The organism is Pseudomonas halotolerans (assembly GCF_039581215.1).
Taxonomy (GTDB): Bacteria; Pseudomonadota; Gammaproteobacteria; order Pseudomonadales; family Pseudomonadaceae; genus Aquipseudomonas; species Aquipseudomonas tehranensis.
Genome location: NZ_JBCNTJ010000004.1, coordinates 142,690 through 168,908, shown reverse-complemented (window position 1 = coordinate 168,908; position 26,219 = coordinate 142,690). Strand labels below are relative to the sequence as shown.

22 protein-coding genes and 1 pseudogene are annotated in these 26,219 nt (G+C 61.3%); 7 read left to right on the top strand and 16 right to left on the bottom strand.

Annotation, left to right across the window (positions count from 1 at the left end; translation table 11 throughout):
* Positions 1 to 120 precede the first annotated feature (120 nt).
* Positions 121 to 1,764: an alpha,alpha-phosphotrehalase gene (treC, locus tag AAIS01_RS07525; RefSeq protein ID WP_343468475.1), complete on the bottom strand. Its 1,644-nt coding sequence runs from the start codon at positions 1,762 to 1,764 to the stop codon at positions 121 to 123.
* Between the two features lie 72 nt (positions 1,765 to 1,836).
* The gene (gene treP, locus AAIS01_RS07520; protein WP_343468474.1) at positions 1,837 to 3,279 is read right to left on the bottom strand and encodes a PTS system trehalose-specific EIIBC component; all 1,443 of its coding nucleotides are present in this window, start codon (positions 3,277 to 3,279) and stop codon (positions 1,837 to 1,839) included.
* Between the two features lie 244 nt (positions 3,280 to 3,523).
* On the opposite strand from treP, the gene treR reads away from it, so the two are divergent.
* Positions 3,524 to 4,228 (top strand): trehalose operon repressor, encoded by a 705-nt coding sequence (treR, locus tag AAIS01_RS07515; RefSeq protein ID WP_092402637.1) that lies wholly within the window; start codon positions 3,524 to 3,526, stop codon positions 4,226 to 4,228.
* A gap of 39 nt (positions 4,229 to 4,267) precedes the next feature.
* Here treR and AAIS01_RS07510 read toward each other — a convergent pair.
* A pseudogene (locus AAIS01_RS07510) lies at positions 4,268 to 4,792 on the bottom strand (helix-turn-helix transcriptional regulator).
* A gap of 279 nt (positions 4,793 to 5,071) precedes the next feature.
* Positions 5,072 to 5,986: an SDR family oxidoreductase gene (locus AAIS01_RS07505; protein WP_343468473.1), complete on the bottom strand. Its 915-nt coding sequence runs from the start codon at positions 5,984 to 5,986 to the stop codon at positions 5,072 to 5,074.
* Positions 5,987 to 6,073: 87 nt separating this feature from the next.
* Here AAIS01_RS07505 and AAIS01_RS07500 point away from each other — a divergent pair, with 87 nt between their 5' ends.
* Positions 6,074 to 6,703 carry a TetR/AcrR family transcriptional regulator gene (locus AAIS01_RS07500; RefSeq protein ID WP_343468472.1) on the top strand — a complete coding sequence of 210 codons (630 nt, stop codon included), beginning with the start codon at positions 6,074 to 6,076 and terminating at the stop codon, positions 6,701 to 6,703.
* A 142-nt stretch (positions 6,704 to 6,845) separates the two neighbouring features.
* Here AAIS01_RS07500 and AAIS01_RS07495 read toward each other — a convergent pair whose 3' ends face one another.
* On the bottom strand, positions 6,846 to 7,628 hold the full coding sequence (locus tag AAIS01_RS07495; RefSeq protein WP_343468471.1) for an SDR family oxidoreductase: 783 nt from the start codon (positions 7,626 to 7,628) through the stop codon (positions 6,846 to 6,848).
* Positions 7,625 to 7,951, bottom strand: a complete 327-nt coding sequence (locus AAIS01_RS07490) for a nuclear transport factor 2 family protein (protein ID WP_343468470.1) — start codon at positions 7,949 to 7,951, stop codon at positions 7,625 to 7,627. The genes AAIS01_RS07495 and AAIS01_RS07490 overlap by 4 nt, the downstream gene beginning before the upstream one ends.
* Before the next feature lie 101 nt (positions 7,952 to 8,052).
* Between AAIS01_RS07490 and AAIS01_RS07485 the strand changes: the two genes are divergently transcribed.
* Positions 8,053 to 8,964 (top strand): LysR family transcriptional regulator, encoded by a 912-nt coding sequence (locus AAIS01_RS07485; RefSeq protein WP_343468469.1) that lies wholly within the window; start codon positions 8,053 to 8,055, stop codon positions 8,962 to 8,964.
* 102 nt (positions 8,965 to 9,066) lie between these two features.
* Here AAIS01_RS07485 and AAIS01_RS07480 read toward each other — a convergent pair whose 3' ends face one another.
* Both AAIS01_RS07480 and AAIS01_RS07475 read right to left on the bottom strand, forming a co-directional pair.
* The gene (locus AAIS01_RS07480) at positions 9,067 to 9,930 is read right to left on the bottom strand and encodes a class I SAM-dependent methyltransferase (protein WP_343468468.1); all 864 of its coding nucleotides are present in this window, start codon (positions 9,928 to 9,930) and stop codon (positions 9,067 to 9,069) included.
* A 34-nt stretch (positions 9,931 to 9,964) separates the two neighbouring features.
* On the bottom strand, positions 9,965 to 10,858 hold the full coding sequence (locus AAIS01_RS07475; RefSeq protein ID WP_343468467.1) for an NAD(P)/FAD-dependent oxidoreductase: 894 nt from the start codon (positions 10,856 to 10,858) through the stop codon (positions 9,965 to 9,967).
* Positions 10,859 to 10,970: 112 nt separating this feature from the next.
* Here AAIS01_RS07475 and AAIS01_RS07470 point away from each other — a divergent pair, with 112 nt between their 5' ends.
* Positions 10,971 to 11,600, top strand: coding sequence for a TetR/AcrR family transcriptional regulator (locus AAIS01_RS07470; RefSeq protein WP_343468466.1), 630 nt, complete (start codon positions 10,971 to 10,973; stop codon positions 11,598 to 11,600).
* A gap of 208 nt (positions 11,601 to 11,808) precedes the next feature.
* Here the strand turns inward: AAIS01_RS07470 and guaA are convergent, their stop codons facing one another.
* From guaA to AAIS01_RS07455, 3 genes are all read right to left on the bottom strand, one after another.
* Positions 11,809 to 13,386 carry a glutamine-hydrolyzing GMP synthase gene (guaA, locus tag AAIS01_RS07465; protein WP_214915733.1) on the bottom strand — a complete coding sequence of 526 codons (1,578 nt, stop codon included), beginning with the start codon at positions 13,384 to 13,386 and terminating at the stop codon, positions 11,809 to 11,811.
* A gap of 79 nt (positions 13,387 to 13,465) precedes the next feature.
* Positions 13,466 to 14,935, bottom strand: coding sequence for an IMP dehydrogenase (gene guaB / locus AAIS01_RS07460; RefSeq protein WP_343468465.1), 1,470 nt, complete (start codon positions 14,933 to 14,935; stop codon positions 13,466 to 13,468).
* A gap of 294 nt (positions 14,936 to 15,229) precedes the next feature.
* Complete coding sequence (locus AAIS01_RS07455; protein WP_343468464.1) at positions 15,230 to 15,778, bottom strand: sugar ABC transporter ATPase; 549 nt, start codon at positions 15,776 to 15,778, stop codon at positions 15,230 to 15,232.
* Between the two features lie 152 nt (positions 15,779 to 15,930).
* Here AAIS01_RS07455 and xseA point away from each other — a divergent pair, with 152 nt between their 5' ends.
* The 3 genes from xseA (at position 15,931) to leuA (ending at position 20,282) form a co-directional block, all read left to right on the top strand.
* The gene (xseA, locus tag AAIS01_RS07450; protein WP_343468463.1) at positions 15,931 to 17,310 is read left to right on the top strand and encodes an exodeoxyribonuclease VII large subunit; all 1,380 of its coding nucleotides are present in this window, start codon (positions 15,931 to 15,933) and stop codon (positions 17,308 to 17,310) included.
* 3 nt (positions 17,311 to 17,313) lie between these two features.
* Positions 17,314 to 18,135 (top strand): peptidoglycan DD-metalloendopeptidase family protein, encoded by an 822-nt coding sequence (locus AAIS01_RS07445; RefSeq protein ID WP_343468462.1) that lies wholly within the window; start codon positions 17,314 to 17,316, stop codon positions 18,133 to 18,135.
* Between the two features lie 467 nt (positions 18,136 to 18,602).
* Entirely contained in the window at positions 18,603 to 20,282 is a 1,680-nt protein-coding gene (gene leuA, locus AAIS01_RS07440) for a 2-isopropylmalate synthase (protein WP_047227484.1), read from the top strand.
* Positions 20,283 to 20,552: 270 nt separating this feature from the next.
* On the opposite strand, the gene AAIS01_RS07435 is transcribed toward leuA, so the two are convergent.
* The 5 genes from AAIS01_RS07435 to AAIS01_RS07415 all read right to left on the bottom strand — a co-directional run bounded on the left by AAIS01_RS07435 (position 20,553) and on the right by AAIS01_RS07415 (position 26,197).
* Positions 20,553 to 21,347, bottom strand: a complete 795-nt coding sequence (locus tag AAIS01_RS07435) for an amidohydrolase (protein ID WP_343468461.1) — start codon at positions 21,345 to 21,347, stop codon at positions 20,553 to 20,555.
* Complete coding sequence (locus tag AAIS01_RS07430) at positions 21,335 to 22,483, bottom strand: pyridoxal phosphate-dependent aminotransferase (protein ID WP_343468460.1); 1,149 nt, start codon at positions 22,481 to 22,483, stop codon at positions 21,335 to 21,337. The genes AAIS01_RS07435 and AAIS01_RS07430 overlap by 13 nt, the downstream gene beginning before the upstream one ends.
* Before the next feature lie 322 nt (positions 22,484 to 22,805).
* Positions 22,806 to 24,278, bottom strand: coding sequence for a ribosome biogenesis GTPase Der (gene der / locus AAIS01_RS07425; RefSeq protein ID WP_076386232.1), 1,473 nt, complete (start codon positions 24,276 to 24,278; stop codon positions 22,806 to 22,808).
* A gap of 133 nt (positions 24,279 to 24,411) precedes the next feature.
* Positions 24,412 to 25,563: an outer membrane protein assembly factor BamB gene (bamB, locus tag AAIS01_RS07420; RefSeq protein ID WP_343468459.1), complete on the bottom strand. Its 1,152-nt coding sequence runs from the start codon at positions 25,561 to 25,563 to the stop codon at positions 24,412 to 24,414.
* On the bottom strand, positions 25,556 to 26,197 hold the full coding sequence (locus AAIS01_RS07415; protein ID WP_343468458.1) for a YfgM family protein: 642 nt from the start codon (positions 26,195 to 26,197) through the stop codon (positions 25,556 to 25,558). Before AAIS01_RS07415 ends, bamB begins: the two co-directional genes overlap by 8 nt.
* Between the last annotated feature and the right edge of the window lie 22 nt (positions 26,198 to 26,219).

The window sequence follows — 26,219 nt, the reverse complement described above, 5'->3', positions numbered from 1 at the left end:
TGTTTTTTGATGCACTTCAATCTGCCTTCGCCTGCCAACAAATGGGCGACAAAGGGCACACGGTGCGTCGAGCGCAACGTGGTCGCTATCAAGCAATGCTTCGTCAGAAATGACGTTTATTCAGTCGCTCAGGTGCAACACAAACGACTCGTAGGGGCGTAGGAACAATCGTCGTTCAAGGTGTTGGCGGTCGTAGTTGCCAATCACCCATCGTTGCCTGGTGTCGGCGCAGAGGATCTCTTCGGGCAACTGGACTTCGCAGTCGCCACCATAAAAGTGGCTGACGACCAGCAGGCGCTCGCCTTGCCCTTCGCGCAGGTACGCCCACACATGGGGATGCTCGGGCAGTAGCAGGCGATAGACCCCGTCCTGGATCAGCGCTTCGCTGCGGCGCAGGGCAATCAAGCGACGGTAGTAATGCAGCACCGAGGTCGAGTCTTGCAGTTGCTGCTCGACGTTGATGAAGGCCGCATTGTCGGGTACGTCGATCCAGGGTTCGGCACGGCTGAAGCCCGCGTTCGGCCCGGCAGTCCATTGCATCGGCGTGCGCCCGTTGTCGCGGGACTTTTGCATGATCGGCGCCATGGCTTCGGCTTCAGGCACACCGGCGTTACGCTTGAGGCGGTAGATGTTCAGGGTTTCCACATCGCGGTATTGATCGATGTGATCGAAGCCCGGATTGGTCATCCCCAGTTCCTCGCCCTGGTACACGAAGGGGGTGCCCTGGAGAAAGTGCAGCGCGGTGGCGAGCATCTTCGCCGAGACCACCCGATACTCTCCGTCATGGCCGAAACGCGATACCACCCGCGGCTGATCATGATTACACCAGAACAGGGCGTTCCAGCCGCCACCGGCCTGCATGCCGATCTGCCAGTCGGACAGGATGCGCTTGAGTTCAAGAAAGTCGAAGTCGGCCCGCACCCACTTTTGCAGGTTCGGGTAATCCACTTTCAAATGATGGAAGTTGAAGGTCATCGACAACTCCCGTGAGTCCGGGCACGAGTAACGAATGCAGTGTTCAAGGTGGGTGGACGACATCTCGCCGACGTTGATCAGGTCGAAACCTTCGAAGACTTCCCGGTGCATGTCCTGCAGATAGCGGTGTACGTTCGGGCCATCGGTATAGAAACGTCGGCCATCGGTGTGATCGTCAGGAAAGTCGGCCGGCTTGGAGATCAGATTGATCACATCGAGACGGAAACCACCCACGCCCTTGTCCCGCCAGAAGCGCATCATCTTGAACACTTCGGCGCGCACCCGAGGGTTGTCCCAATTCAGATCGGCCTGGGTGTGGTCGAACAGGTGCAAGTAATACTGGCCAGTCTGCGCTTCGTACTCCCAGGCAGAACCACCGAATTTTGACTCCCAACTGTTGGGCTGGTCGCGCCAGATATAGAAATCACGGTATGGGTTGTCGAGGCTGCTGCGGGCGGCCTGGAACCAGGGATGCTCGATGGAAGTGTGGTTGACCACGATATCGAGCATCAGCTTGATGCCGCGCCTGCGGGCTTCGGCGATCAATAACTCGCAATCGGCCATGGTGCCGTAGCTGGGGTCAATGGCGTAGTAATCGCTGATGTCGTAGCCATTGTCCCGTTGTGGGGAACGCAGGAAAGGGGTGAGCCACAGGTAATCCACACCCAGCCAGTGCAGGTAATCGAGCTTGTCCACGACACCCAGCAAATCACCGGTGGCCTGGCCGCCATGGCTGTAGAAACTCTTCGGATAAATCTGGTAGATCACTGAGCGTTGCCAGTCTTGCATGGCGAGATTCCTTCAGTCTGTTTGCTACTGATCCGGGGGCCTCATCGCGGGCCAGCCCAAATCTCACAAGTGTCAGGCGACCCGATATCCCGGCCGGACGATCTTCATGCTCAATGCACAGGTCAGGGCAAAGGGCACGCTCATGGCGATGACCATGCCGATCACGAACATCGGTATGGCGTCGGGAACGATCGAAATGAAACCCGGCAAGCCTCCTACGCCAATGGCCGAGGCCTTGATCTTGTTCAACGAGAGGAAAATGCAGCCCAGGGCCGAGCCCGCCAGGGCGCAGTAAAAGGGGAATTTGTAACGCAGGTTGACCCCGAACATCGCCGGTTCCGTGATGCCGAAATAAGCAGAAATCGCCGAGGTGGATGCCATGCTCTTGTCCCGGGCATTGCGGGTCATGTAGAACACCGCCAGCGCCGCGCTACCCTGGGCCAGGTTGGACATGACGATCATCGGCCAGATAAAGGTCCCGCCCTGGGTCGAGATCAGCTGAAGGTCCACCGCCAGGAACATGTGGTGCATGCCGGTGACCACCAGCGGCGCATAGAGCAGGCCGAAAATCGCGCCGCCAATCACGGGCGCCAGGTCGAACAACGCCACCATGCCTTCGGTGATCAGGATCCCGAGGTGCCGGGTGACCGGCCCGATGATAGCGAGGGCCAGCACCCCGGTGACCACGATGGTGGTGATGGGAATCACCAGCAGCTGGATGGCGTTGGGCACCCTGGCACGCAACCATTTCTCGATCACGCTCATGACATAGGCCGCCAACAGGATCGGCAGGATCTGCCCCTGGTAGCCGACTTTTTCGATCCGGAACCAGCCGAAGATATCGAAATAGGGCAGGCTCTGACCGTCCAGTCCCGCTACTGCCTTGCCGTAGTTCCAGGCGTTGAGCAGGTCCGGGTGGACCAGCATCAGGCCCAGCACGATGCCGAGGATTTCACTGCCGCCAAAACGCTTGGCCGCCGACCATCCCACCAGGGCCGGAAGAAAGACGAAGGACGTGTTGGCCATCAGGTTGATCAGGCTCCAGACACCGTCCAGGTTCGGATACGCGTCGAGCAACGTCTGATCGGCAATGAACATGCCCTTGGCGCCCAGCAGGTTGTTGACGCCCATCAACAGACCGGCGATCACCAGTGCGGGCAGGATCGGCATGAACACGTCGGAAAGCACCCGTACCAGGCGCTGCATGCCGTTGCCCTTCTGCGCGCCCTGACGCTTGACGTCGGCAATGGTCGCGGCCGCAAGGCCAGTCAGTTCCCGCAGGGCAGCGTAGACCTTCTCCACTTCGCCCGGCCCGATGACCACCTGGAACAGCCCGCCGGTAAAAAACGAGCCCTTGACCAGGTCAACCTGGTTCAGCGCGGCGCTGTCCACCTGCGCGGCGTCCTTGAGGGACAGGCGCAGGCGCGTCACGCAATGGGCCGCCTGCTCGATATTGTCGACGCCACCGAGGCTTTGCAGCAGCTCACTGGCGATTTTGGGGTAGTCGTGGCTCATGCTTTTTTCTTCCGCGTCATTCTTGTTATTGAGAGTCGACAGCACGTGGAAGGGAAAGTACTCGTCTGTACGAGTTAAATCAACAACTCGTACAGACGAGTTTTGAAATTGTTTATGATACCCCCTAATAAAACAGGAAACGTCCTACGCTCCTGTCATCAAATAATGACAGCCGAATGGACAACGCCCCCACTTGACCCTTAAGGTTCCGCCCCGGTGAACAGCGCGGCACAGAGCCATTTCCATGAGTAAATACAATCAGATCTACAACGATCTGCTGACCAGCATTACCACCGAACGCCTGGAGCGTGGCGCCCGCTTGCCTTCGGAAACCGAACTGATGGACAGCTACCAGGCCAGTCGTGGCACGGTACGCAAGGCCATCGAACAGCTTCAGGAACGTGGTTTTGCCCAGAAGATCCATGGCAAGGGCACCTTTGTGCTGTCAACCTCTCCCATCGAGTTCCAACTCGGGGGGATCGTCAGTTTCCAGGAGACGTACCCACGCCTGGGCGACGATGTCAGCACCGATGTGGTCGAGTTCACTCAACTGCCGTTAGAAGGCGCCCTGCTCGAGCACATCAAGGCCCCCGCCGGCAGCCCGATCACACGCATCAAGCGGGTACGGCGAATCGATGGCAAACGGGTGATCCTGGACATCAACCATTTCGTCAGCGACGTGATCCCCGGCCTGACCCGCGACATAGCTGTGCAGTCGATCTACGCCTTCATCGAACAGACCCTGCAGCTACAAATCGCCTATGCCCAGCGCACCATCGAAGCAGTCCGCTGCGGCAAGGACGACCAGCAACACCTGGACCTCGACGGCCAGAGCCACGTCATCGTGGTCAGCAACCAGACCTTTCTCCAGGACGGCCGACAGTTCGAGTACACCGAATCGCGGCATACCCTGGACAAGTTCTATTTTTCGGATGTGGCGCGGCGCTGAAGTCGTGTGGAATCCCCGTTCAGCGACGCCACAAGCATGTCACCCAACCAAAGCTTCCAATTCTTTGGAAGCCATGCCCGGTAACCCTCGGCCTTCTTTCGCAACGTTGACCTGCAAGGCCACCCGGGCCACGTCCAACACGTTCTTGGTCAGCGAATAGCTGCCCTTGGCCTGCAGCCAGGTCAGAACGTCCGCCAAGTGCCAGATAGACGCACTCCCCTCGTGCACGGGAGCCGGGAAGCTGCCCGGATGAGCCAACATCAGCTTGCGCATGTTTTGCCGAGATACACCGACGATCTCGGCTACGTCGGTCAGCCCGACTAAATCAGGCGCAACCTCGATCAGTCTGGCCGATGGCACGGCGCGGCGAACGTCGCCCAGCGCACTAAGCACGGCCTCAACCGCATCAGGCGCATCGCGAGTGAACTCAAGCGCCAGCCGCCCCGGCTACCCGATGCCTGCCAAGGCATCGTCGCAGCCCGCTTCACCCAGCCGCTCGACCAGTTCATCCGGGGTGCAACCATCGTCAGCAAGCTGATATTTCAAGGTAAAGGTAAATTCCATTGTTCAACTCCTCAGCATCGCCCGTGGTATCGAGTATTCGCATGACCCGCAGAGTTGTCACATGACAACCTACCCTTCTTTCAAGCAGCCGCACACAGCAGCATCTCAAAAAGGCTAAATTGATTGGCATGCGACAAGCCTCCGTGAACCATGCCGGTGAAATACCCATAGGGCTGCAGCCGATGATAAGCGCTTCCTGGTGCGCTCCAAGGCGGGTAATCGTAGCGAAAGGTGACGGCCCCCCTCCCAACACTGCCACGGTATGTAGGCGCGGTTGGTTTACCGAAAGACCGCTTCCGTAAGCCCTTGCGACTCAATCCACAGCCTCGCAGCAACGCCCGTATCCAGTGCTTGCGGAGGTATCTTGGCAACGGCCGGATAGCCGCGTGTTTCGCTCAGCCTATCCGGGCCGTAATAGACACCGCCTCGAGCCTGCGGTGAAGTCGCGGCGAAGAGGGTCGGCAACGCCCCCTGCGCTGCCGGTTGGAACAGGAACCACATGTACCGACGAGCCATACCCGGAACGCTCAATGCACCGGCGCCATTGGGTAACAGGTCGGTGCGCGAAATGCCAGGATGGGCAGCGACGCTCTGGATGCCCCAGCCCGCAGCCTCGCTGCGGCGTTGCAATTCAAGGGCGAACATCAGGCAAGCGAGTTTCGATTGACTGTAAACCGGCATCGGCTTGTAGCTGCGCTGAGCTTGCAGATCATCAAAGTTGATCGTGCCGCTTCGGGCGGCGACGCTTGAAAGACTGACCACGCGTGGCTTGTTACCCTTGCGCAGCAGCGGCAGCAGTTGGGCAGTCAAGGCGAAGTGACCCAGGTAGTTCGTGCCGAACTGCAACTCGAATCCGTCGCAAGTCACCTGACGCTTCGGCGGCGCCATCACTGCCGCGTTGTTGATCAGCAAGTCCAGGCTGTCGCGCGAACTCCGCAGGCTCTCGCCGAACGCCTCGATGGATTCGAGGCTGGCGAGATCCAGTGCCCCGAAAGTCACATTCGCGCCGGGAACACTTTGGCGAATCTGATTGACTGCTGCTGCCCCTTTCGACCGATTACGACCTGCGATGATGACATTCGCACCGGCACGGGCCAGCGCCAGCGCGTCCTGGAACCCAAGGCCGCCAGTACCGGTGACGACCGCCGTACGGCCGCGTTGGGAAGGGATATCGGAAACTGTCCAGTGGGTCATGATCCTTGCCTGCCGAGGAGTGGGAACGTACACTAGGTGCACATAAATATGCACCTAGTGCTAAAACTTAATGCACTTAGTGCAGAAATGCAACAGGCCATCGAAATGTCAGAAACCCTCCCTCCCGCAGGTGCGCCCCCCACAGAAGGCTTGCGGGAACGCAAGCGCCGCGAAACACGTCAGCGCATCGCCGAGGCCGGCCAACGCTTGTTCCTCGCCAACGGTTACGAAGGCACAACGCTGGACACCATCGCGGCGGCGGCTGGCATCTCGCGCCGCACGTTTTTCTCGTACTTCAAATCGAAGGACGACATCATCTTGTTCTGGCAGGACGCCGATTCGGCCAGGCTGATTGCCGACCTGCTGAAGACATCGCCCGACGTACCGCCACTCGATGCTGTTCGCGATGTGATGGTCAAGCACATCGCGCGCTATACGACCGAGCAGATGACAGCCGTGGACAATCTCATGCGTTCGAGCGAATCGCTTCTTGCGCGCAAACAGGCGTACTACGCGGAACAGGAGCAAGCGCTGTTCAATACGCTGTGTGAGGTCTGGCGGCAGCCTGAACGGCGGTTGGCCCTTCGGATGGTGGCCGTGGTGTCCGTCGGTGCGATGAGACTCGCACTTCAGGCGTGGCGGGATCAGACCGGCCAGCGAAAGCCGGTGGCCGAGTTCCTGCAGGACGCCTTTGACAGTTTGAGAACAGAGCTTTGACTGTGGCGACGAGGCGTTTGCGGTTGGCCATTGAGACCGGACGCGGCAGAACTGCCGCGTCCGGTTCGGGAAGAGCCCCGGCGCACGCCGGGGCCATACTGCGAGGTCACGCGGCCAGTGTTCAGCCAGTTGCGGCTGTTGGCTAAACTGTTGGAACGGTGCCGCCGTCGATCCGATACTCGGCCCCGGCGATCGAAGCAGACCGCGGGGACGCCAGGAAAGCGATCAAATCGGCCACCTCTTGTGGTGTGGCCGGTCGACCTACTGGAATTCCTCCCAGCCAATCCATGACGATTTTCTTGCCGCCCTCGTAATCCGTTCCGGCGTCTGCCGCCATCCGCTGCGCAAACGCTACGGAAGCCTCGGTCTCAATCCAGCCCGGCGCAACGCTCAGCACGCGAACGCCCTTCGGCGTCACCTCTCTCGCCAGAGACTTGCTGTAGGTCGTGAGGGCCCCCTTGGCTGCGGCGTAGGCGGTGGTGGACTCGGGCAAAGGCAGCACGCGCTGGATGGAGCTGACGTGGATGATGACGCCGGAGCCCTGAGCCAGCATCGCTGGCAGCAACGCACGATCCAGGCGTACGGCAGGCATCAAGTTCAGGTTCAGCTCGGCGAACCAGTGCTCATCACTGATCGCGGCAAAACCGCCACCGGGAGTGTTCGAACCGCCGAGCACGTTGATCAGGATATCGACGCCGCCCCAGTCCTGCAGGACGGTCTGAGCAAGGTGATTCGCACCTTCCGCCGTCGACAGATCGGCAGCCACGTAGTTGACGCCCTCCACCGGCTCCGCTGGCACGGTGCGCGCGGATGTCGCCACCCGAGCGCCGGCCTTCACAAGGGTTTTCACGACGGCAGCACCAAGGCCCAGCGTGCCGCCCGTGACCAATGTCCGCAGGCCATTCAGATGAAGGTCGAAGCTCATGCCGTGATCTCCAGCGATGCGATCAGGCCGCGTTCAAGGCGAAAGCGGTAGGACAGAACGATCGGGCTGCCAGGGAAGTTGCCGGTGACGTTGGCGCGGACAAGTTGAAAGCCGTCCTCTCCCTCAATGGCGAACGGCACGCTCGTCGCGCTGTACTTGGCCGATGCCTCGGCCATAAAGGCCTTGATGGCGTCGACGCCCGTGTAGGTACGGCCGTCGTCCTTCATGATGGCTTGCGCGGTGAAGCAACGCGCCAAGGCGTCGGGGTTGTGTTCCGCCGCGAAGTACGCGGCAATAGGCTCAGGAAGGGTCAAGGTATTCAAGTTTTGGCTCCATGGGGTCAGCGAAGGCCTCAGGATGCGCGTCTACCTGCATTCAGTGAATACACTAGAATCTTTATAGGTTGCTTAGGAAACGATACAGAATGCGTGGATCCGACTTCGCTGAACTGAAGGCCTTCGTAGCCGTCGTGGAGCGCCAAAGCTTTGCCCGAGCTGCAGAGCATTTGGGCCTATCGCCGTCGGCACTCAGCCAAACCATCCGGCAGCTCGAAGGCCGCATCGGCGCTCGCCTTCTGAATCGCACAACTCGAAGCGTCGCGCCATCAGCCAGTGGCGAACTGCTCTACAGGCGCATAGCGCCATTGTTTCGGGAGATGGCTGCTGCAGTCGCCCAAGCCAGTGAGGCGACAGGGCAGATGAGCGGCACGCTTCGCATCAACACGCTGGGGATCGCAGCGCGGACCATCATCGCGCCCCGGCTTTCACGCTTCCATCAAGCACACCCTGACGTGGTTCTCGACATCGTGGTCGACGACGCGCTCGCCGATATTGTCTCTGGCCGCTTTGATGCGGGCATCCGCGTGGGTGGGCAGCTCGAGAAAGACATGGTTGCCGTGCGCCTCACGCAGGACCTGAACATGGTGGCCGTGGCCTCCCCGGACTATATCGCGCGTAGAGGAACCCCCAAGTCACCTGCCGATTTGCATAACCATGCATGCATCAACTGGCGGCTCCAGATGGACGGCAGGCAATATCGTTGGGAGTTCAAGAAACGAGGGCAGCGACTCGAAGTGGCGGTGGACGGCCCCGTCGTCACCAATCATGCTGACATCGGCATTGCAGCTGCACTGAACGGGCTCGGCATTGCCTATCACTTCGAGCGAGATGGCGTGGGCGAGCTCTTGACCCAGGGACGGCTGGTCCAGGTCCTGCCGGACTGGTCGATTTCACGCCCGGGGTTGTTCCTCTACTATCCGAGCCGCCAGCATCGACCAGCCCTCCTCGGGGCGTTCATCGACTGTCTCTTGGATCGAAAACCGTTCGATCGGCTCTAGGACAGCCATCTTGGACTTTGACTTGAAGTTGCGCAGTGCGGTGTCGGTAAGTATCGAGGTTTTTCCTCCGGTTCATGACGGTTTTTACCGCCAGGTACCCTGTCAGCTTGCCGGATTGCGTGCCATGACGATCCACGCCGCGCCGTCGATCATCACCGACCGCTCGCCGGGGAGGCCCGCGAAGGCGGCACGAACCGCGGCCCAGGCACGGGCGCGGAGGTCGTCGGGCTGATCAGCGAGAACAAGCGACAATGGGCCACCCTCGAACGCCATCTTCACCGCGTCGTCGATGGCCGCGTCCCGCGTCCCGCCCTCGCCGAACGGGATGGAAGCATCGAAGGGCGCGATAGTGATACCGGTGAAGCCGGCCGCCGTCAGGATGCGTGTCACCCGCCCCCGGTCGCCGAACGAGAATGGGCCGGGCGCTTCGGGATCGGTCGGTGTGGTCAGTGGGACGATGCCCTTGATCGCGCCCATCGGCAGGCGCACCCAATCGTTCTCGGCCACGCCGCGCCAGCAGACGAAAGCGAGCCGCCCGCCCGGCCGGAGCGCGCGTCGCATATGGGTGAAGGCCCCTGTCGGATTGTCGAAGAACATGACTCCGAAACGCGAGAACAGGATGTCGAACGCGCCCTCGGGCAGCTCGGCGCGGCTGGCGTCGGCTACTCGGAACTGGGCCGGCGTATCCTGGGGCGCCCGTGCGCGCGCTCGGCCGATCAGCGGTTCGGATATGTCCACGCCCAGCACATGACCGCCCGCGCCGACGCGGCGAGCCAGTTCCAGACTCGACGCGCCCGCGCCGCAGCCGACGTCCAGCACGCGTTCCCCCGTGGCGGGCGCGGCGGCTTCGATCGCGGTCTGGCCGAACACCGCAAACATGGCGTCGAGCCGGGCCTGGTTGGCGGCCCAGTACTCTCCGCTTTGGCCATTCCAGTCGGCGACCTGATAGGCTTTTTGCTCTGTCATGTTATCTCCATTCTGATCGTTGGAATCTGTGCTCTCAAACCAGCATCGATTGCTGGGCGGAGATGCCCGCCGTCGCGCCTTGCCATGATGCCGTGGTGACCGAGGGCATTGCGGGGTTAGCGAGGTCGCCGGCGGCGTAGATGCCGGGCACGTTGGTTTCGCGGCGCTCGTCGACCTTGAGGACGATGCCCTGGGGCGTATCGACCGTGGCGAGACCCAGCGATTCATGCAGGCGTGCGGACGGCTTGTTGCGCGGATGCGCGAACAGGATGTCGACCGCGACAGAGGGGCCGGCGTCGAGCCTGACGGTGGCGTTATGACTCTCGTCATGGTCGATTTCGGTGACCCGACCATCGACGACAGGGATGCCACGGCGCGCCAGATCGGCCCGGATGTCGGGTGGAATGTCATGACCATTGGTGAAGACCGTCAATGTGTCGGTCCAGTCGTGGTACAGCCTGACGTAGTTGTGCGACATTGGGCCGGACCAGACGAGACCCCAATGCCGGCCGGCAACTTCAAAGCCGTCGCAATAGGGGCAAGGCACGATGGAGGAGCCCCAGCCTTCGGCAAAGCCGGGAAGTTCAGGCATCTGGTCGGCGACGCCATAGCTCAGGATCAGGCGGCGCGCCCTAAGGGTTTCGCCCTCGCCCGTGAGGACGGAGAAATCGTCGATGGTGCCGGAGACGCTCTCGGCCCGGGCATTGACCAGTTGGATCGTGGGATAGCGTGCCAGCTGCTGCCGCGCCTCGGCCAGGATCTCCAGCGGTGGCTTGTGGTCGTGGCCGAGCAGGCCATGGGAGTGGTCGGCGAAGCGATTGCGCGGCAGGCCGGTATCGAGAACGGTGACCTTTCGGCGGGCACGGCCAAGCTGCAGGGCGGCGGCAAGACCGGCAAAGCTGCCGCCGATGATGATGACGTCATTCATGGTGATGGGCTCCGCGCTGTCGCGCTGTGATGAAGGGAGATCGCTTGCACAATTAAGAAACTCGGAAGTACCATAATTCACGAATTTAGATACTGTCAAGTACTGGAATTTTATGACCGAAAACAGTCAGGGCCGACGCGGCCGCCCCGTCAACGATGCGCTAGGCCAGACGATCATCGACGCCGCAGGCGAACTTTTTGTGGAATTGGGTTTTCAAGCGACGACAATGGACAAGGTCGCCCAGCGGGCGAAGATATCCAAGCTCAGCATCTATCGACACTTCGAGAACAAGGAGGCGCTGTTCAGTGCGGCCATTGCGGCCCATTGCCATCAGTTTGCACCGCAGGCCCTTATTGAAGGCGTCGGCGGTTCGGCGGCAGATCAGCTCATGGCAGTGGGAACGTCCCTGCTTCGCACGTTGCTGAGCCCGGATGTGCGCAGTGTCGAAGCCATGATCATGGCCGACAAGACGAATCAAAAATCGTTAAGCCAGCGCCATTACGAAGCCGGCCCCGCCTATGTCATTGCCCAGATCGAAGCCCTGTTGCGTCAGTTGCACGCGAAGACGGTTCTGAACGTGCCCGATCCTCTCCAGTCCGCCCGCTTGTTTGCCGCGCTTTTCAAAGGATCCGATCTCCTGATGATCGCGCGCTTCGATGAGGCCAGGGCAGAGGACGACATCGAAATCGAATCCTATTGTCGGGCGGCCGTCGCCATGTTCATCGCCGCGCACGAAAAATAACACCATGCCCGGAAAAAGCACTCATGCATCACGAGAGAACCCAACGAAACCTGGCTGATCAAGAGATTTGATCCCAGTCCCTTCCCTGCCAAGACGACAAGGTAACGAGCAGCCAGCAGGGCATTTACCCAAAAAGCCAAAAGCCCGCAATTACGCGGGCTTCAGGGCATTTCTTGCTAATGGGTGCCGGACAATGCCGGACGCCCCATCATTCCCACTCAATCGTCGCCGGCGGCTTGCTCGACACGTCATACGTGACGCGGGAGATGCCTTCGATTTCGTTGATGATGCGCCCGGAAACGGTTTCCAGCAGCTCGTACGGCAGGTGCGCCCAGCGAGCGGTCATGAAGTCGATGGTTTCCACGGCACGCAGGGCCACGACCCAGGCGTAACGACGGCCGTCGCCGACCACGCCCACCGATTTCACCGGTTGGAACACCACGAACGCCTGGCTGACCTTGTGGTACCAGTCGGCCTTGCGCAGTTCTTCGATGAAGATGTGGTCGGCGCGACGCAACAGGTCGGCGTATTCCTTCTTCACTTCACCGAGGATCCGCACGCCCAGGCCTGGGCCCGGGAATGGGTGGCGGTAGACCATGTCGTACGGCAGGCCCAGCTCCAGGCCGAGGCGACGCACTTCGTCCTTGAACAGTTCGCGCAGCGGCTCGACCAGCTTGAGGTTCATTTCCTCTGGCAGGCCACCGACGTTGTGGTGGGACTTGATCACGTGGGCCTTGCCGCTCTTGGCGCCGGCCGACTCGATCACGTCGGGGTAGATGGTGCCTTGGGCCAGATACTTGATGTTGTCGAGCTTGCAGGATTCGGCATCGAATACGTCGATGAAGGTGCGACCGATGATCTTGCGCTTCTTCTCCGGGTCGGACTCGCCGGCCAGGTTGTTCAGGAACTGCTCTTCGGCGTTGGCGCGGATCACCTTGACGCCCATGTTCTCGGCGAACATGGCCATCACTTGCTCACCCTCGTGCAGGCGCAGCAGGCCGTTGTCGACGAAGACGCAGGTCAGTTGATCGCCGATGGCCTTGTGCAGCAACGCGGCAACCACCGAGGAGTCCACGCCGCCGGACAGGCCGAGCAGTACGTTATCGGTGCCCACCTGGGCGCGAACCTGGGCGATGGCGTCTTCAGCGATCTTCGACGGGGTCCACAGGGCCTCGCATTCGCAGATGTCGAGGATGAAGCGCGACAAGATGCGACCGCCCTGCTTGGTGTGGGTCACTTCCGGGTGGAACTGCACGCCGTAGTAACGGCGATCATCGTTGAACATGCCGGCAATCGGGCAGCTCGGGGTGCTGGCCAGGACGTGGAAATCTTCCGGCATCTTGGTGACCTTGTCACCGTGGCTCATCCACACGTCAAGGCCGAACAGGCCGTCGGCGTCGATATGGTCTTCGATGCCGTCCAACAGGCGGCTCTTGCCGACCACGTCGACGCGGGCATAGCCGAACTCACGCAGGTCGGAACCTTCTACCTTGCCGCCCAGCTGTTCGGCCATGGTCTGCATGCCGTAGCAGATACCGAAGACCGGCACGCCAAGGTCGAACACGGCTTGCGGGCAACGCGGGCTGTCGGCTTCGTGCACGGACTCGGGGCCGCCGGCGAGGATGACGCCTTTAGGCGCGAATTCGCGAATCGCTTCGTCATCCATGTCGAACGGATGCAATTCGCAGTACACACCGATTTCACGCACGCGGCGGGCGATCAGTTGGGTGTACTGGGAACCGAAGTCGAGGATCAGGATGCGGTGAGCGTGAATGTCGAGGGCCATGACTCATTCTCATGTAGTGAATCAGAAACAACTCGGGGCTGAATGAACAGCCCCGGTGATTAACGTTTTACTGAAGGCCTTAACCTACTCGGTAGTTCGGCGCTTCCTTGGTGATCTGCACGTCGTGGACATGGGACTCGGCCATGCCGGCGCCGGTGATGCGGACGAATTCCGGCTTGGTGCGCATCTCTTCGATGTTGGCGCTGCCGGTGTAGCCCATGGAAGAACGCAGGCCGCCCATCAGTTGATGGATGATGGCGCTCAGGGTGCCTTTGTACGGCACGCGACCTTCGATGCCTTCAGGCACCAGCTTCTCGGCGCCTGCGGAGGAGTCCTGGAAGTAACGATCGGAGGAGCCCTGGGCCTGGGACATGGCGCCCAGCGAGCCCATGCCGCGGTAAGCCTTGTAGCTGCGGCCCTGGAACAGTTCGATCTCGCCTGGCGCTTCTTCAGTACCGGCGAACATCGACCCCATCATCACGCAGGAGGCACCGGCGACGATGGCCTTGGACAGGTCACCGGAGAACCGGATGCCGCCGTCGGCGATCAACGGTACGCCAGTGCCTTCAAGGGCAGCGGCGACGTTGGCGATGGCGCTGATTTGCGGCACGCCGACACCGGCAACGATGCGGGTGGTGCAGATCGAGCCAGGGCCGATACCGACCTTGACTGCATCGGCGCCAGCTTCGGCCAGGGCCTTGGCGGCAGCGCCGGTGGCGATGTTGCCGCCGATCACCTGCACGTCAGGGAAGTTCTGCTTGACCCAGCGAACGCGGTCGATCACGCCTTTGGAGTGACCGTGGGCGGTATCGACCACCACCACGTCGACGCCGGCATTGACCAGGGCCGCGACGCGGTCGCCGGTGTCCTTGCCGGTGCCGACCGCAGCGCCTACGCGCAGACGACCCTGGTCGTCCTTGCTGGCCAGCGGATAAGCCTTGGCTTTTTCGATGTCATTGACGGTCATCATGCCCTTGAGGGCAAACTTGTCGTCGACGATCAGCACGCGTTCGATGCGGTGTTTGTGCAGCAACTCGCGAACTTCGTCCTTGCCGATGCCTTCCTTGACCGTGACCAGACGCTCTTTAGGCGTCATCACCTGGCGAACGGTGGCGTCCAGACGGTTCTCGAAACGCACGTCGCGGGAGGTGACAATGCCGACCAGGTCGCCATCGTGCAGCACCGGAACGCCGGAGATGTTGTGCATGCGGGTCAGTTCGAACAGATCACGGACCGTGGCGTCAGCCTCGATGGTGATCGGGTCCTTGACCACGCCAGCCTCGAACCGCTTGACCTTGCGCACTTCGGCGGCCTGCTGTTCGATGGTCATGTTCTTGTGGATGATACCGATACCGCCTTCCTGGGCCATGGCAATGGCCAGACGGGCTTCGGTCACGGTGTCCATGGCGGCGGAAACCAGCGGAATATTCAGCTCGATGCCACGGGTAAGACGGGTTTTGAGACTGACTTCGTTAGGCAGCACCTCGGAATAACCAGGCACTAAAAGAATGTCGTCGAAGGTCAGAGCTTCTTGGCTGATACGCAGCATCGCGGGGGCTCCCGAGCGGGAAAATGGAAGCGCGCCATTATACTCATGGACCCCCTCTGGCTCAATGTAAAACTCTGTCTATTATTGCCTGGCTGATTGATGGGCTAAAACACAACACTCCTTGTTGCACGCCAGCCCCTGTGGCGAGGGGATTTATCCCCGCTGGACTGCGCAGCAGTCCCAAAGCAGTCGACTCAATATGCCTAATGTACCGCATAGCCTGGGTTTAGGGCCGCTTCGCGCCCCAGCGGGGATAAATCCCCTCGCCACAAAAGCAATCTCCAGTGCGCCTATCTACAACTCCACCTTCACCCAACTCACCGGCTGATCCAGCCAGTCGGCGAATTCGTCGATAAAGTCCTGCTTGAACCCCGCCTCCAGCCAGTTATTGAAGATGAACCCCAGGTTGGAGAAGCCACACGGCTGCAGGAACAGGAACCCGTTGATGTCATCTTCGTGCCCACACTCGGGGCAGGTGAAGTTGTCGGTACGCGCTGGCATCCAGTCTTCCAGGCTTTCGAACAGCGCCTCGCCGATTTCCTTGCGGCATTCGGCACAGCCGGCCTCTTCGAGAAAGCCCTTGGCCGGCGTATAGATACAGCGCTTGGTGATGATCTCCAGGCCATTGATCGCTTCGCCGAACGGCAAGGCTTCGGGATGCAGGACCACCGCTCGTGCGCCAGGAGCGATGGCGTGGGCCATGCGATTGCCGGTGCGCCCGCAGGTGGTCAGTTGTTCTTCGACGATGTTCTTGCGCACTAACCAGCGCACGATCGCCCGGGCCCGGGGCTCGTGGACCGGCAGGGTGGAAATTTTCGGGACGATGATGCTTTGCGAATTCATGGGACATCCTGCGGTGAATCTACCGGTGGCGACGAGCAAAGCCCGCGCCCACCTGGAACCTATGGGCAATGGAGCATTGTACCGCGCCCATTCCCGGAAGGTTTTGCGGTGAACATGGAGATTGAGCAGCGAATGCCCTTATCATGCGGCCCATGATTAAAGATCCCTTTGCCCGACTGGGCCTGGACCGCGAAGTCCTGACTGTCAGCCAGCTCAACGGCCGTGCGCGGGTGTTGCTTGAAGACGTGTTCAGCAACATCTGGGTCGAGGGCGAAATTTCCAACCTTGCCCGCCCTGCCTCCGGCCATGTGTATTTCACCCTCAAGGACAGCGGCGCCCAGGTGCGTTGCGCACTGTTCCGCCAAAATGCCGCGCGGGTGCGTCAGGCCCTCAAAGACGGGCTGGCGGTAAAAGTACGCGGCAAGGTCTCGCTGTTCGAGGGCCGCGGCGACTACCAGTTGATTCTCGACACCGTGGAACCGGCGGGCGATGGCGCCCTGCGCCTGGCCTACGATGCGCTGAAGGAAAAGCTCAGCGCCGAAGGCCTGTTCAGCGCCGAACGCAAGGTGCCGCTGCCGGCCCATCCGCAACGCATCGGCATCATCAGTTCGCCCACCGGCGCGGTGATCCGCGACATCATCAGCGTCTTCCGCCGCCGTGCGCCGCAGATTTCCCTGACGCTGATCCCCACCGCCGTACAGGGCCGCGAAGCCACCGCGCAAATCGTCCGCGCACTGAAACTGGCGGACGCCCGGGGGTTCGATGCGCTGATCCTGGCCCGGGGCGGCGGCTCGCTGGAAGACTTGTGGTGTTTCAACGAAGAAGCCGTGGCCCGGGCGGTGGACGCCTGCGTCACGCCGATCGTCAGCGCCGTCGGCCATGAGACCGACGTGTCCATCAGCGATTTCGTCGCTGACGTGCGCGCCCCAACCCCGTCCGCCGCTGCCGAACTGCTGGCCCCCGATGCCGGCGACCTGGTGCGCCGGGTCGAAAGCCTGCACCGGCGGCTGGTGATGCGCATGCGCGACCGCCTGATGCGCGACCAACTGCGCCTCGAAGGCCTCACCCGGCGCCTGCGCCACCCCGGTGAGCGTCTGCGCCAGCAAGCCCAGCGTCTCGACGACCTGGACATGCGCATGCGCCGGGCCTTCGAGCGCAGCCTCAATACCCGCCGCGAACGCCTGATCCGCCTGGAGACCCGCCTGGCCGGGCAGCATCCGGGGCGGCAACTGGCACTGCTGCGCCAACGCCTGGACAGCCTCGCCGCGCGCTTGCCCCGTGCGATGCGTGAAGGGCTCAAAACCCGACGCGTGCAACTGCACAACCAGATGCAGACGCTGCACATCGTCAGCCCACTGGCGACCCTCGGCCGGGGCTACAGTATTTTGCTGGACGAGCGCGGCCAGGCGATCCGCAGCGCCGGGCAGACCCAGACCGGCCAGCGCCTGACCGCACGGCTCGGTGAAGGTGAACTGCTGGTCCGGGTCGAAGACAATCACCTGACGCCGGTCACCCTTTCTCTATTGGATTGATTCATGCCGCGATATCTCGCCCCATTGCTCTTGCTGTGCCTGACCTTCAACGCCAACGCCGACAGCTACATCACCCGCCTGCTGAACAAGCCGGTGCCCGGCGGCGTGGCCGTGGTGGACCTGGGCAGCGCGGCCCAGCCGCCAAAGGCCAGTTACCAGGGCAAACCGGTGCTGGTGGTCAAGGAAAAGGACAACTGGCTGGCAATTGTCGGCATCCCGCTGACAGTCAAGCCCGGCACCCAGCAGATCAGCAGTGGCGGCAGCACTCAGCCGTTCGTGGTCGGCTATAAAAAGTACCCCGAGCAACACATCACGCTGAAGAATAAGCGCCAGGTCAATCCAAATCCGGCGGACCTCAAACGCATCAACGCCGAACTGGCCGTGCAACTGAAGGCGTATCGCAGCTTCAGCCCGAACATCCCCAGCAACCTGCTGCTGGACAAGCCGGTCAATGGTCCGATGTCGAGCAAGTTCGGCGTGCGGCGCTTCTTCAACGGCGAAGAACGCAACCCCCACGCCGGGCTGGACTTCGCCGTGCCCGCCGGTACGCCCATCAAAACCCCGGCGGCGGGCAAGGTGATCCTCACTGGCAATTACTTCTTCAATGGCAATACGGTGTTCGTCGACCATGGCCAGGGTTTCATCAGCATGTTCTGCCACCTGTCGAAGATCGACGTGAAGGTCGGCCAGCAGCTCAAGCGCGGCACCGTGGTCGGCAAAGTCGGCTCCACGGGGCGGGCGACCGGGCCACACATGCACTGGAACATCAGCCTGAACGATGCGCGGGTGGATCCGGCGATTTTTATCGGGGCGTTCCAGCCCTGAATGGGAAGGTGGGGCTACTGGCCCCATCGCGAGCAAGCTCGCTCCCACAGTGGGATCTGTTGTGAATACCTCTCTCGCAACCCACAGAGATCCCCTGTGGGAGCGAGCTTGCTCGCGATGACGGTAGCCGCATCGCCACCGCCTGTGAATTGCCAAGCTCAAAACATCGACGCAATTTCCAAGATCAACACCTCTAATATGCGCGATTAAATCTCGCAAACCAGTCTAAAAACAGAACTTATCTCAATTTTTCCCGACTGCTTGCGATCCGCCCTCCGCGCGGTTAGGGTTGAAGGCATGAAAACCTCTCACACCCTCATTCAGCTTCGCCAGCACCGCAGCCTGTGCCTCGTCAGCGCACGACTGCCAGGCTGAATCGCGGCACCTCGTCCCGGCTGTAAGCCACCCCCGTTCGAACCACCGGCAGGCCGCCTTTTTCCGGCCACGACAATAAAAGGATTCCCCCGATGAGCATGCTCAAAGACCCGTCTTCCAAGTACCGCGCGTTCCCGACCATCAACCTGCCGGATCGCACCTGGCCATCGAAGACCATCACCGCCGCGCCGATCTGGTGCAGCTCCGACCTGCGTGACGGTAACCAGTCGCTGATCGAGCCGATGGACGCCGCCAAGAAGCTGCGTTTCTGGAAAACCCTGGTCGCCGTGGGCGTGAAGGAAATCGAAGCGTCGTTCCCGGCGGCTTCGCAGACCGACTTCGACTTCGTGCGCACCCTCATCGAAGAAGGCCACATCCCGGACGACACCACCATCCAGGTGCTGACCCAGGCTCGTGAAGACCTGATCGCCCGCACGTTCGAATCTCTGCGCGGCGCGAAAAAAGCCATCGTCCACCTGTACAACGCCACCAGCCCGTCATTCCGCCGCATCGTGTTCAACCAGGACAAGGAAGGCGTGAAGGAAATCGCGGTGAACGCGGCCAAGCTGTTCGTCAAATACGCCGCGCAACAGCCAGAAACCCAATGGCAGTTCGAATACTCGCCAGAAACCTTCAGCGCCACCGAGCTGGAATTCGCCAAGGAAGTCTGCGACGCGGTGATCGAGGTCTGGAACCCGACACCTGAGCGCAAGGTCATCCTCAACCTGCCGGCCACGGTGGAAGTCGCGACTCCGAATGTCTACGCCGACCAGATCGAGTGGTTCGGTCGCAACATCACCCGTCGCGACAGCGTGCTCATCAGCCTGCACACCCATAACGACCGTGGCACCGGCGTAGCCGCCACTGAACTGGGCCTGATGGCCGGCGCCGACCGTGTCGAAGGCTGCCTGTTCGGCAACGGCGAGCGCACCGGTAACGTCGACCTGGTGACCGTCGCGCTGAACCTCTATACCCAGGGCATCAACCCTGAGCTGGATTTCTCCGACATCGACGGCGTGCGCAAAGTGGTCGAAGAGTGCAACCAGATCCCGGTGCACCCGCGCCATCCGTACGTGGGGGACCTGGTTCACACCGCGTTCTCCGGCTCGCACCAGGACGCAATCCGCAAGGGTTTCGCCCAGCAGAAACCGGACACCCTGTGGGAAGTGCCGTACCTGCCGATCGACCCGGCCGACATCGGCCGTAGCTACGAGGCGGTGATCCGGGTCAACAGCCAGTCGGGCAAGGGCGGCATCGCCTACTTGCTGGAGCAGGAATACGGCATCAGCCTGCCGCGTCGCATGCAGATCGAGTTCAGCCAGGTGGTGCAGCGCGAAACCGATCGCCTGGGCCTGGAAATGACCGCCCAGCAGATCCACGCCCTGCTCCACAGCGAATACCTGCAAGCCAACACCCCGTATGCGCTGGTCAGCCATCGCCTGCAGGAAGAAAACGGCAACAGCGCCGTGGAAGTGGAAGTGGCCAGCAAGGGCCAAGGCGAGACCAACCTGCACTGGCGCGGCAAGGGCAACGGCGCGCTGGAAGCGCTGGTGGCCGGCCTGCCGATCCCGGTGGAGATCATGGACTACAACGAACACGCCATCGGCGCCGGCACCAACGCCAAGGCTGCGGCGTACATCGAGCTGCGGGTCAACGGTGAGCGTGCGGTCCACGGCGTGGGCATCGATGAAAACATTACCACCGCCAGCTTCAAGGCCCTGTTCAGCGCGCTGAACCGCTCCCTGAGCCAGCCGGAAGCCAAAGCAGCCTGATGGTTTAGCTGAAATGCAAAAGGCCCCGGGGTGTGAACCCTGGGGCCTTTTTGTTCGGCTGATGGTGTGGTGCTGACTGTACTGGCCTCATCGCGAGCAAGCTCGCTCCCACGCTGGATCTTCAGTGGGAGCCGAAATCCTGTCCCACCTCAGCCCCCTGTGGGAGCTGGCTCGCGATGGCGACCTGTCAGGCAATACAAGTCGGTCATAGAGCTTCTCCCTGGCTGACCGGTTATCAGCACGCAACACCATTCTTTAAGGCTGAGTCGTTCAATTCGTGAATTCGAAGCGATCGGCATCCAGGTTCGCCGGAAAGCGTGTGCGATATGCCACCAGGTCCGCCGCACTCAAACACACGGTGAACACCCCGTCGGCCTCACCGGCGCTGAGCAGGGTTTCGCCCTGGAAGTCCAACACCTGACTGTCACCGGTATAGGCAAAGCCCTTGCCGTCGTGGCCGATGCGGTTTACCGCGGCCACGTAGCACAGGTTCTCGATGGCCCGGGCCGGCAGCAAACGGTTCCAATGCTGGCGCCGCGCACCGGGCCAGTTGGCGGTGTACAGCAACAGATCAGTGTCCTCGGCGTCGCGGCTCCACACGGGGAAGCGCAGGTCATAGCAAATCAGCGGACGGATGCGCCAGCCGTTGAGTTCGAACAGCACCTGGCGCTCGCCCGGCGTGTAGTGATTGTGCTCACCGGCCATGCGGAACAGATGACGCTTGTCGTAATGCAGCACTTCGCCGTCCGGTCGCGCCCAGAGCAGACGATTGCGATGGCTGCCGTCGGCGGCCTGGATCATCACACTGCCGGTGATCACCGCTTCAAGCTTCGCAGCCTGGGCCTGGAGCCATTTGTGTGAGGGACCGTTTTCCGGCTCAGCCAGGGTCTCGGAATCCATGGAGAAACCCGTGGTGAACATCTCCGGCAGGATAATCAGGTCTGCCCCGCGCGCCTGCGCCAGCAAGCCCTCGAAATGTTCCAGGTTGGCCTCGCGGTCGTGCCAGGCCAGGGTGGTCTGGATCAGCGCCACATTGAGGTTGGGCAAGGCACTCAGATCACGCATAGTTTTTCCGCCGCTTCGCGCAGCGTCTCCTCACGTTTGGCAAAGCACAGGCGTACCAGGCGCTGACCTGCGGGTGGGTTCTGGTAGAACACCGAGACGGGGATCGTCGCCACGCCGTGCTCACGGGTCATCCAGAGTGCCATGTCGACGTCTTTGAGGTCCGGGCGGATCTGCGAGTAATCCACCAACTGGAAATAGGTACCGGGCACCCGCTTGAAACTGAAGCGCGAGGGGGTCAGCAAGTCGCAGAACAGGTCACGCTTGGCCTGGTAGAAGTCCGGCAGTTCTTCGACGTGTTCCGGGTGATCGGCCATGTAGTCGGCCAGGGCGTACTGCAACGGCGTCACGCCGCAGAAGCTGACGTACTGATGCACCTTACGCAATTCCGCCGTGAGGGCGGGTGGCGCCACCACGTAGCCGGTTTTCCAGCCAGTGACGTGGTAGGTCTTGCCGAACGAACTGACCACAAAGGCCCGCCGGTACAGTTCTTCATGGGCCAGGACACTGGCGTGGGCGACGCCGTCGAACACCAGGTGTTCGTAGACTTCATCACTGATCAGGTAAATGTCGCGGTCGCGAATCAGCGCCGCCAACTGGTCGAGTTCGGCGCGGCTGATCAGCGCTCCACTGGGATTATGCGGCGTGTTGAGAATGATCATGCGCGTACGCGGGCTCAAGGCTTCACCGAGCTTCTGGAAATCGATGGCGAAATCATCCAGGCCCAACTGCACATGCACGCAACGGCCACCGGCCAACTCGACGGCGGGTTCATAGCTGTCGTAGCAAGGGTCGAACACAATCACTTCGTCGCCGCTGTGAACCACGGCCGCGATGGCGCAGAAAATCGCCTGGGTCGCACCGGGGGTCACGGTCACTTCCTGATCGGCATCGACGCTGACGCCATAGCTGCGGGCAATCTTCGCCGCAATCTGCTGGCGCAGCGCCGGCAAACCGGTCATGGGCGAGTACTGGTTATGACCTTGGGCCACATGCCGGCCGACTGCATCGCGCAGGGCCTGCGGGCCATCGAAATCGGGAAACCCCTGGGACAGATTGAGCGCGCCGGTCTGCGCGGCGAGCTGGGACATCTGGGTAAAAATGGTGATGCCGACATTCGGCAACTTGCTGGTGATCATTGGGGTTCCCTGCGTCTACACCCGGCTCTGGTACGGCGCGGGAGAGCTCGAGGATAGCCCAATCGCCGGGCATGAAAAAGGGTGCCCATGGGCACCCTCTCAATGACATAACTACTCAGCCAGACACAAACCTTGTGGCGAGGGGATTTATCCCCGTCGGGCTGCGAGGCAGCCCTAAAATCGGCAACTCGATGTGTCAGCCAGGTTGAACTCACTGTTTTGGGGTTGCTGTGCAACCCAGCGGGGATAAATCCCCTCGCCACAGGGTCCTGTGTGCTGTCATTTGGGCACTGTGGACAAAGCACCCACAGTGACCAGCAGATCAACGCTTATCGCGGCGCTTCTTGTCGGCTTTCTTGTGGTGCGACATCAAGCGGCGCTTCTTGTTGACCTGACGGTCGGTAAGCGTGTTCTTGTTGCCTTCGTAAGGGTTCTCGCCGCCCTTGAACTCGATGCGGATCGGCGTGCCGACCAGCTTGAGGACGCGGCGATACGTGTTTTCCAGATAGCGGACGTACGACTTGGGCACTTTCTCGATCTGGTTACCGTGAATCACGATAATCGGCGGGTTGGCGCCACCCAGGTGAGCGTAACGCAGCTTGATCCGGCGGTTGTTGACCATCGGTGGCGCGTGCTCGCCAACGGCGTCTTCCAGGATCTGGGTCAGGCGGTTGGTCGGCCAGCGGGTGACCGCCGACTTGAACGAGTTCTGCACCGACGCGTAAAGGTTGCCCACGCCCGTACCGTGCAAGGCCGAGATGAAGTGAATGTCGGCGAAGTCAACGAAGAACAGCCGACGCTGCAGTTCGACCTTGACGAAATCCCGTTCGCTGGGCGTCATGCCGTCCCACTTGTTGATCGCGATGACCAACGCACGGCCGGCTTCCAGGGCGAAGCCGAGCAGGTTCAGGTCGTGATCGACCACGCCTTCGCGGGCGTCCATCACGAAGATCACCACGTTGGCGTCTTTGATCGCCTGCAGGGTTTTGACCACGGAGAATTTTTCGACTTCTTCGTGGATCTTGCCGCGCTTGCGCACACCGGCCGTGTCGATCAGCGTGTACTTCTCTTCGTTACGCTCGAACGGGATGTAGATACTGTCGCGGGTGGTGCCAGGCTGGTCGTACACAATGACCCGGTCTTCGCCGAGCATGCGGTTGACCAGCGTCGACTTGCCGACGTTCGGACGGCCGATGATGGCGATCTTGATCCCGTCTTTTTCGCTAGGGCCAGGAATGCGCTTGGCTTCCTCGCCTTCGGCAACGATTTCTTCTTCGCCGTCTTCCGGTTCGTCTTCGTCGTCTTTCGGGAAATCAGCCAGGGCGATTTCCAGCATCTGGGTGATACCCCGACCATGCGCACCGGCAATCGGAATCGCCTGACCCATGCCCAACGGAGCGAACTCGGCGCGAGCCATGTCCGGGTCGATGTTGTCGACCTTGTTGGCTACGACGTAGGAACGCTTGTTACGTTTGCGCAAATGCTCGGCGATCATCTGGTCGGCGGCGGTAAAACCGGCCTTGGCGTCTACCAGGAACAGCACCACATCCGCTTCTTCAATGGCCAGCAGCGACTGCTCGGCCATTTTTTCGTCCATGCCGTGTTCATCACCGGAGATGCCGCCGGTGTCGACCAGAATATAGGTACGCCCTTGCCACTTGGCCTCACCGTATTGGCGATCACGGGTCAGACCGGACAAGTCGCCGACAATGGCGTCGCGAGTCCTGGTCAGGCGGTTGAACAAGGTGGACTTGCCGACGTTCGGTCGGCCCACCAGGGCGATTACGGGAACCATGCGGCTCTCCACTTCGTTATTTCAGAAAATACAAAAGCCGCTGCGAGGCAGCGGCTGGTGCTCGGGGCAGTCTGTGCAAGCCCTGCAAACCTTGTGAACAAGGCCGCTTGGGGGATTAGCCCCAAGCATAGTCTTACTTGATGGTCAGGGCTTCCAGTTTGCCGCTGTTGCCATACACATAAATCATGTTGCCCACCACCAGCGGACGGGCACGCAGGCCGTCACTGTCGATGCGCTCACGGCCGACGAAACGACCGTCCACCTGGCTGAGCAGGTGCAGGTAACCTTCCAGGTCACCGACTGCAACGTAGCTGGAGAACACTTCCGGGGCCGACAGTTGACGACGGGCCAGGGAATCGTTGCTCCACAATGCGGTGGTGGAACGCTCGTCGACGCCTTCAACCGTGCCCGAGGACAGGCTCACGTAGACGCTGCCAAAACCTTGGGCGACACCGGCGTAGCTGGACGCATCGCGCTGCCACAGTGGGCGGCCGCTTTCCAGGTCCAGCGCCGCAACGCGGCCCTGGTAACTGGCGACATACAGCGTCTCGCCAGACAACAGCAGGCCGCCGTCGATATCGACCACACGCTCCAGTTCCGAACGGCCCTGCGGGATGGCCACGCGCTGTTCCCAGACCGGCACGCCGTTGGAAATATCCAAGGCAACCACTTTACCGGTCGACAACCCAGCCACCGCGAGGCGGTTGGTCACGACCGGCGCACTGGTACCGCGCAGGGTCAGTACCGCCGGGGTGCTGTCGTACAACCAGCGCTGCTCGCCAGTAGCCGCATCCAGACCGATCAGGCTGTCATCCTGGGTCTGTACCACCACCACGTCACCGTTGGTGGCCGGCGGTGCGAGGACTTCACTGGTCACGCGGGAACGCCATTTCTCTTCACCGCTGCTGGCATCCAGGGCAACGATTTCGCCCTTGAGCGTGCCGATCATGACCAGCCCGTAACCCACGCCAACGGCGCCGGAAACGGGCAGTTCGAGATCCTGCTCCCACTTGACGTCGCCGTTGGTGCGGTCCATCGCCATCACCACGCCAGTCACGTCGGAGGCATAAATGGTGTCGCCATCGATGGCCGGCACCAGCATGTTGTAGGTTTCCCCCTGGCCGTCACCAATGGAGCGGCTCCATTGCTTCTGCAGCACGACTTCTTCTTTGAAGTCGGTCAGTTCGGCCGGTGGCAGTTCTTTCTTGCTGTTGCTGCTGCAACCCGCGGCCAGAATGGCCAGAGCCAGCAATGCTGCATGTTTCCAACGGATCACGTCACGCATCCCCTTTGGCCAGGTCGTCCAGCTTGATTTGCAGGCCACCGACCGCGGCTTCATCCGACAGCGCAGCCTTGGCTTTTTGGTAGGCCGCATGGGCCTCATCAGCACGACCAAGCTGTACCAGCAGGTCGCCCTTGAGTTCTTCGCGGGTCGCCAGGAACGCCTTGTCGGCATCGCCGTCGAGCAGCTTCAACGCGTCTTCGGCCTTGTTCTGCGCCGCCAGCACCTGCGCCAGGCGCTGACGCGCCACTTCGCCCAGGGTCGGGTTGACCGGCTTGTCGACAATGGCCTTCAGCTCGGTGGCGGCGTCGTCCAGCTTGCCGGTGTCGACCGCGACCTTGGCCACGAACAGGCGACCATATTGCGCGTAGGCCGTGCCGCCGAATTCGTTGTCGAGCTTGCCGGCCAACTCCGCCACGCGGGCAGCGTCAGGCTTGCCGTCCGGGGTCAGGGTGGTTTCCAGCAATTGCTGATAGAGCACCGAAGCGCCTTGCGCCTGGTTGCTCTGGTACTTCTGCCAGGCCTGCCAGCCGAACACGATGACCAGCGCCAACAGGCCGCCAGTGACCAACGGCTTGCCGTTGCGCGTCCACCAGTCCTTCAAATCCGCCAGCTGTTCATCTTCGGTACTCGACACCCCAATACTCCTTAATCGCTAA

Bases quoted from the DNA above. Each gene is read 5' to 3' on its own strand.
- treC (WP_343468475.1), bottom strand. From the start codon at position 1,764: ATGCAAGACTGGCAACGCTCAGTGATCTACCAGATTTATCCGAAGAGT.
- treP (WP_343468474.1), bottom strand. From the start codon at position 3,279: ATGAGCCACGACTACCCCAAAATCGCCAGTGAGCTGCTGCAAAGCCTC.
- treR (WP_092402637.1), top strand. From the start codon at position 3,524: ATGAGTAAATACAATCAGATCTACAACGATCTGCTGACCAGCATTACC.
- AAIS01_RS07505 (WP_343468473.1), bottom strand. From the start codon at position 5,986: ATGACCCACTGGACAGTTTCCGATATCCCTTCCCAACGCGGCCGTACG.
- AAIS01_RS07500 (WP_343468472.1), top strand. From the start codon at position 6,074: ATGCAACAGGCCATCGAAATGTCAGAAACCCTCCCTCCCGCAGGTGCG.
- AAIS01_RS07495 (WP_343468471.1), bottom strand. From the start codon at position 7,628: ATGAGCTTCGACCTTCATCTGAATGGCCTGCGGACATTGGTCACGGGC.
- AAIS01_RS07485 (WP_343468469.1), top strand. From the start codon at position 8,053: ATGCGTGGATCCGACTTCGCTGAACTGAAGGCCTTCGTAGCCGTCGTG.
- AAIS01_RS07480 (WP_343468468.1), bottom strand. From the start codon at position 9,930: ATGACAGAGCAAAAAGCCTATCAGGTCGCCGACTGGAATGGCCAAAGC.
- AAIS01_RS07475 (WP_343468467.1), bottom strand. From the start codon at position 10,858: ATGAATGACGTCATCATCATCGGCGGCAGCTTTGCCGGTCTTGCCGCC.
- AAIS01_RS07470 (WP_343468466.1), top strand. From the start codon at position 10,971: ATGACCGAAAACAGTCAGGGCCGACGCGGCCGCCCCGTCAACGATGCG.
- guaA (WP_214915733.1), bottom strand. From the start codon at position 13,386: ATGGCCCTCGACATTCACGCTCACCGCATCCTGATCCTCGACTTCGGT.
- guaB (WP_343468465.1), bottom strand. From the start codon at position 14,935: ATGCTGCGTATCAGCCAAGAAGCTCTGACCTTCGACGACATTCTTTTA.
- AAIS01_RS07455 (WP_343468464.1), bottom strand. From the start codon at position 15,778: ATGAATTCGCAAAGCATCATCGTCCCGAAAATTTCCACCCTGCCGGTC.
- xseA (WP_343468463.1), top strand. From the start codon at position 15,931: ATGATTAAAGATCCCTTTGCCCGACTGGGCCTGGACCGCGAAGTCCTG.
- AAIS01_RS07445 (WP_343468462.1), top strand. From the start codon at position 17,314: ATGCCGCGATATCTCGCCCCATTGCTCTTGCTGTGCCTGACCTTCAAC.
- leuA (WP_047227484.1), top strand. From the start codon at position 18,603: ATGAGCATGCTCAAAGACCCGTCTTCCAAGTACCGCGCGTTCCCGACC.
- AAIS01_RS07435 (WP_343468461.1), bottom strand. From the start codon at position 21,347: ATGCGTGATCTGAGTGCCTTGCCCAACCTCAATGTGGCGCTGATCCAG.
- AAIS01_RS07430 (WP_343468460.1), bottom strand. From the start codon at position 22,483: ATGATCACCAGCAAGTTGCCGAATGTCGGCATCACCATTTTTACCCAG.
- der (WP_076386232.1), bottom strand. From the start codon at position 24,278: ATGGTTCCCGTAATCGCCCTGGTGGGCCGACCGAACGTCGGCAAGTCC.
- bamB (WP_343468459.1), bottom strand. From the start codon at position 25,563: ATGCGTGACGTGATCCGTTGGAAACATGCAGCATTGCTGGCTCTGGCC.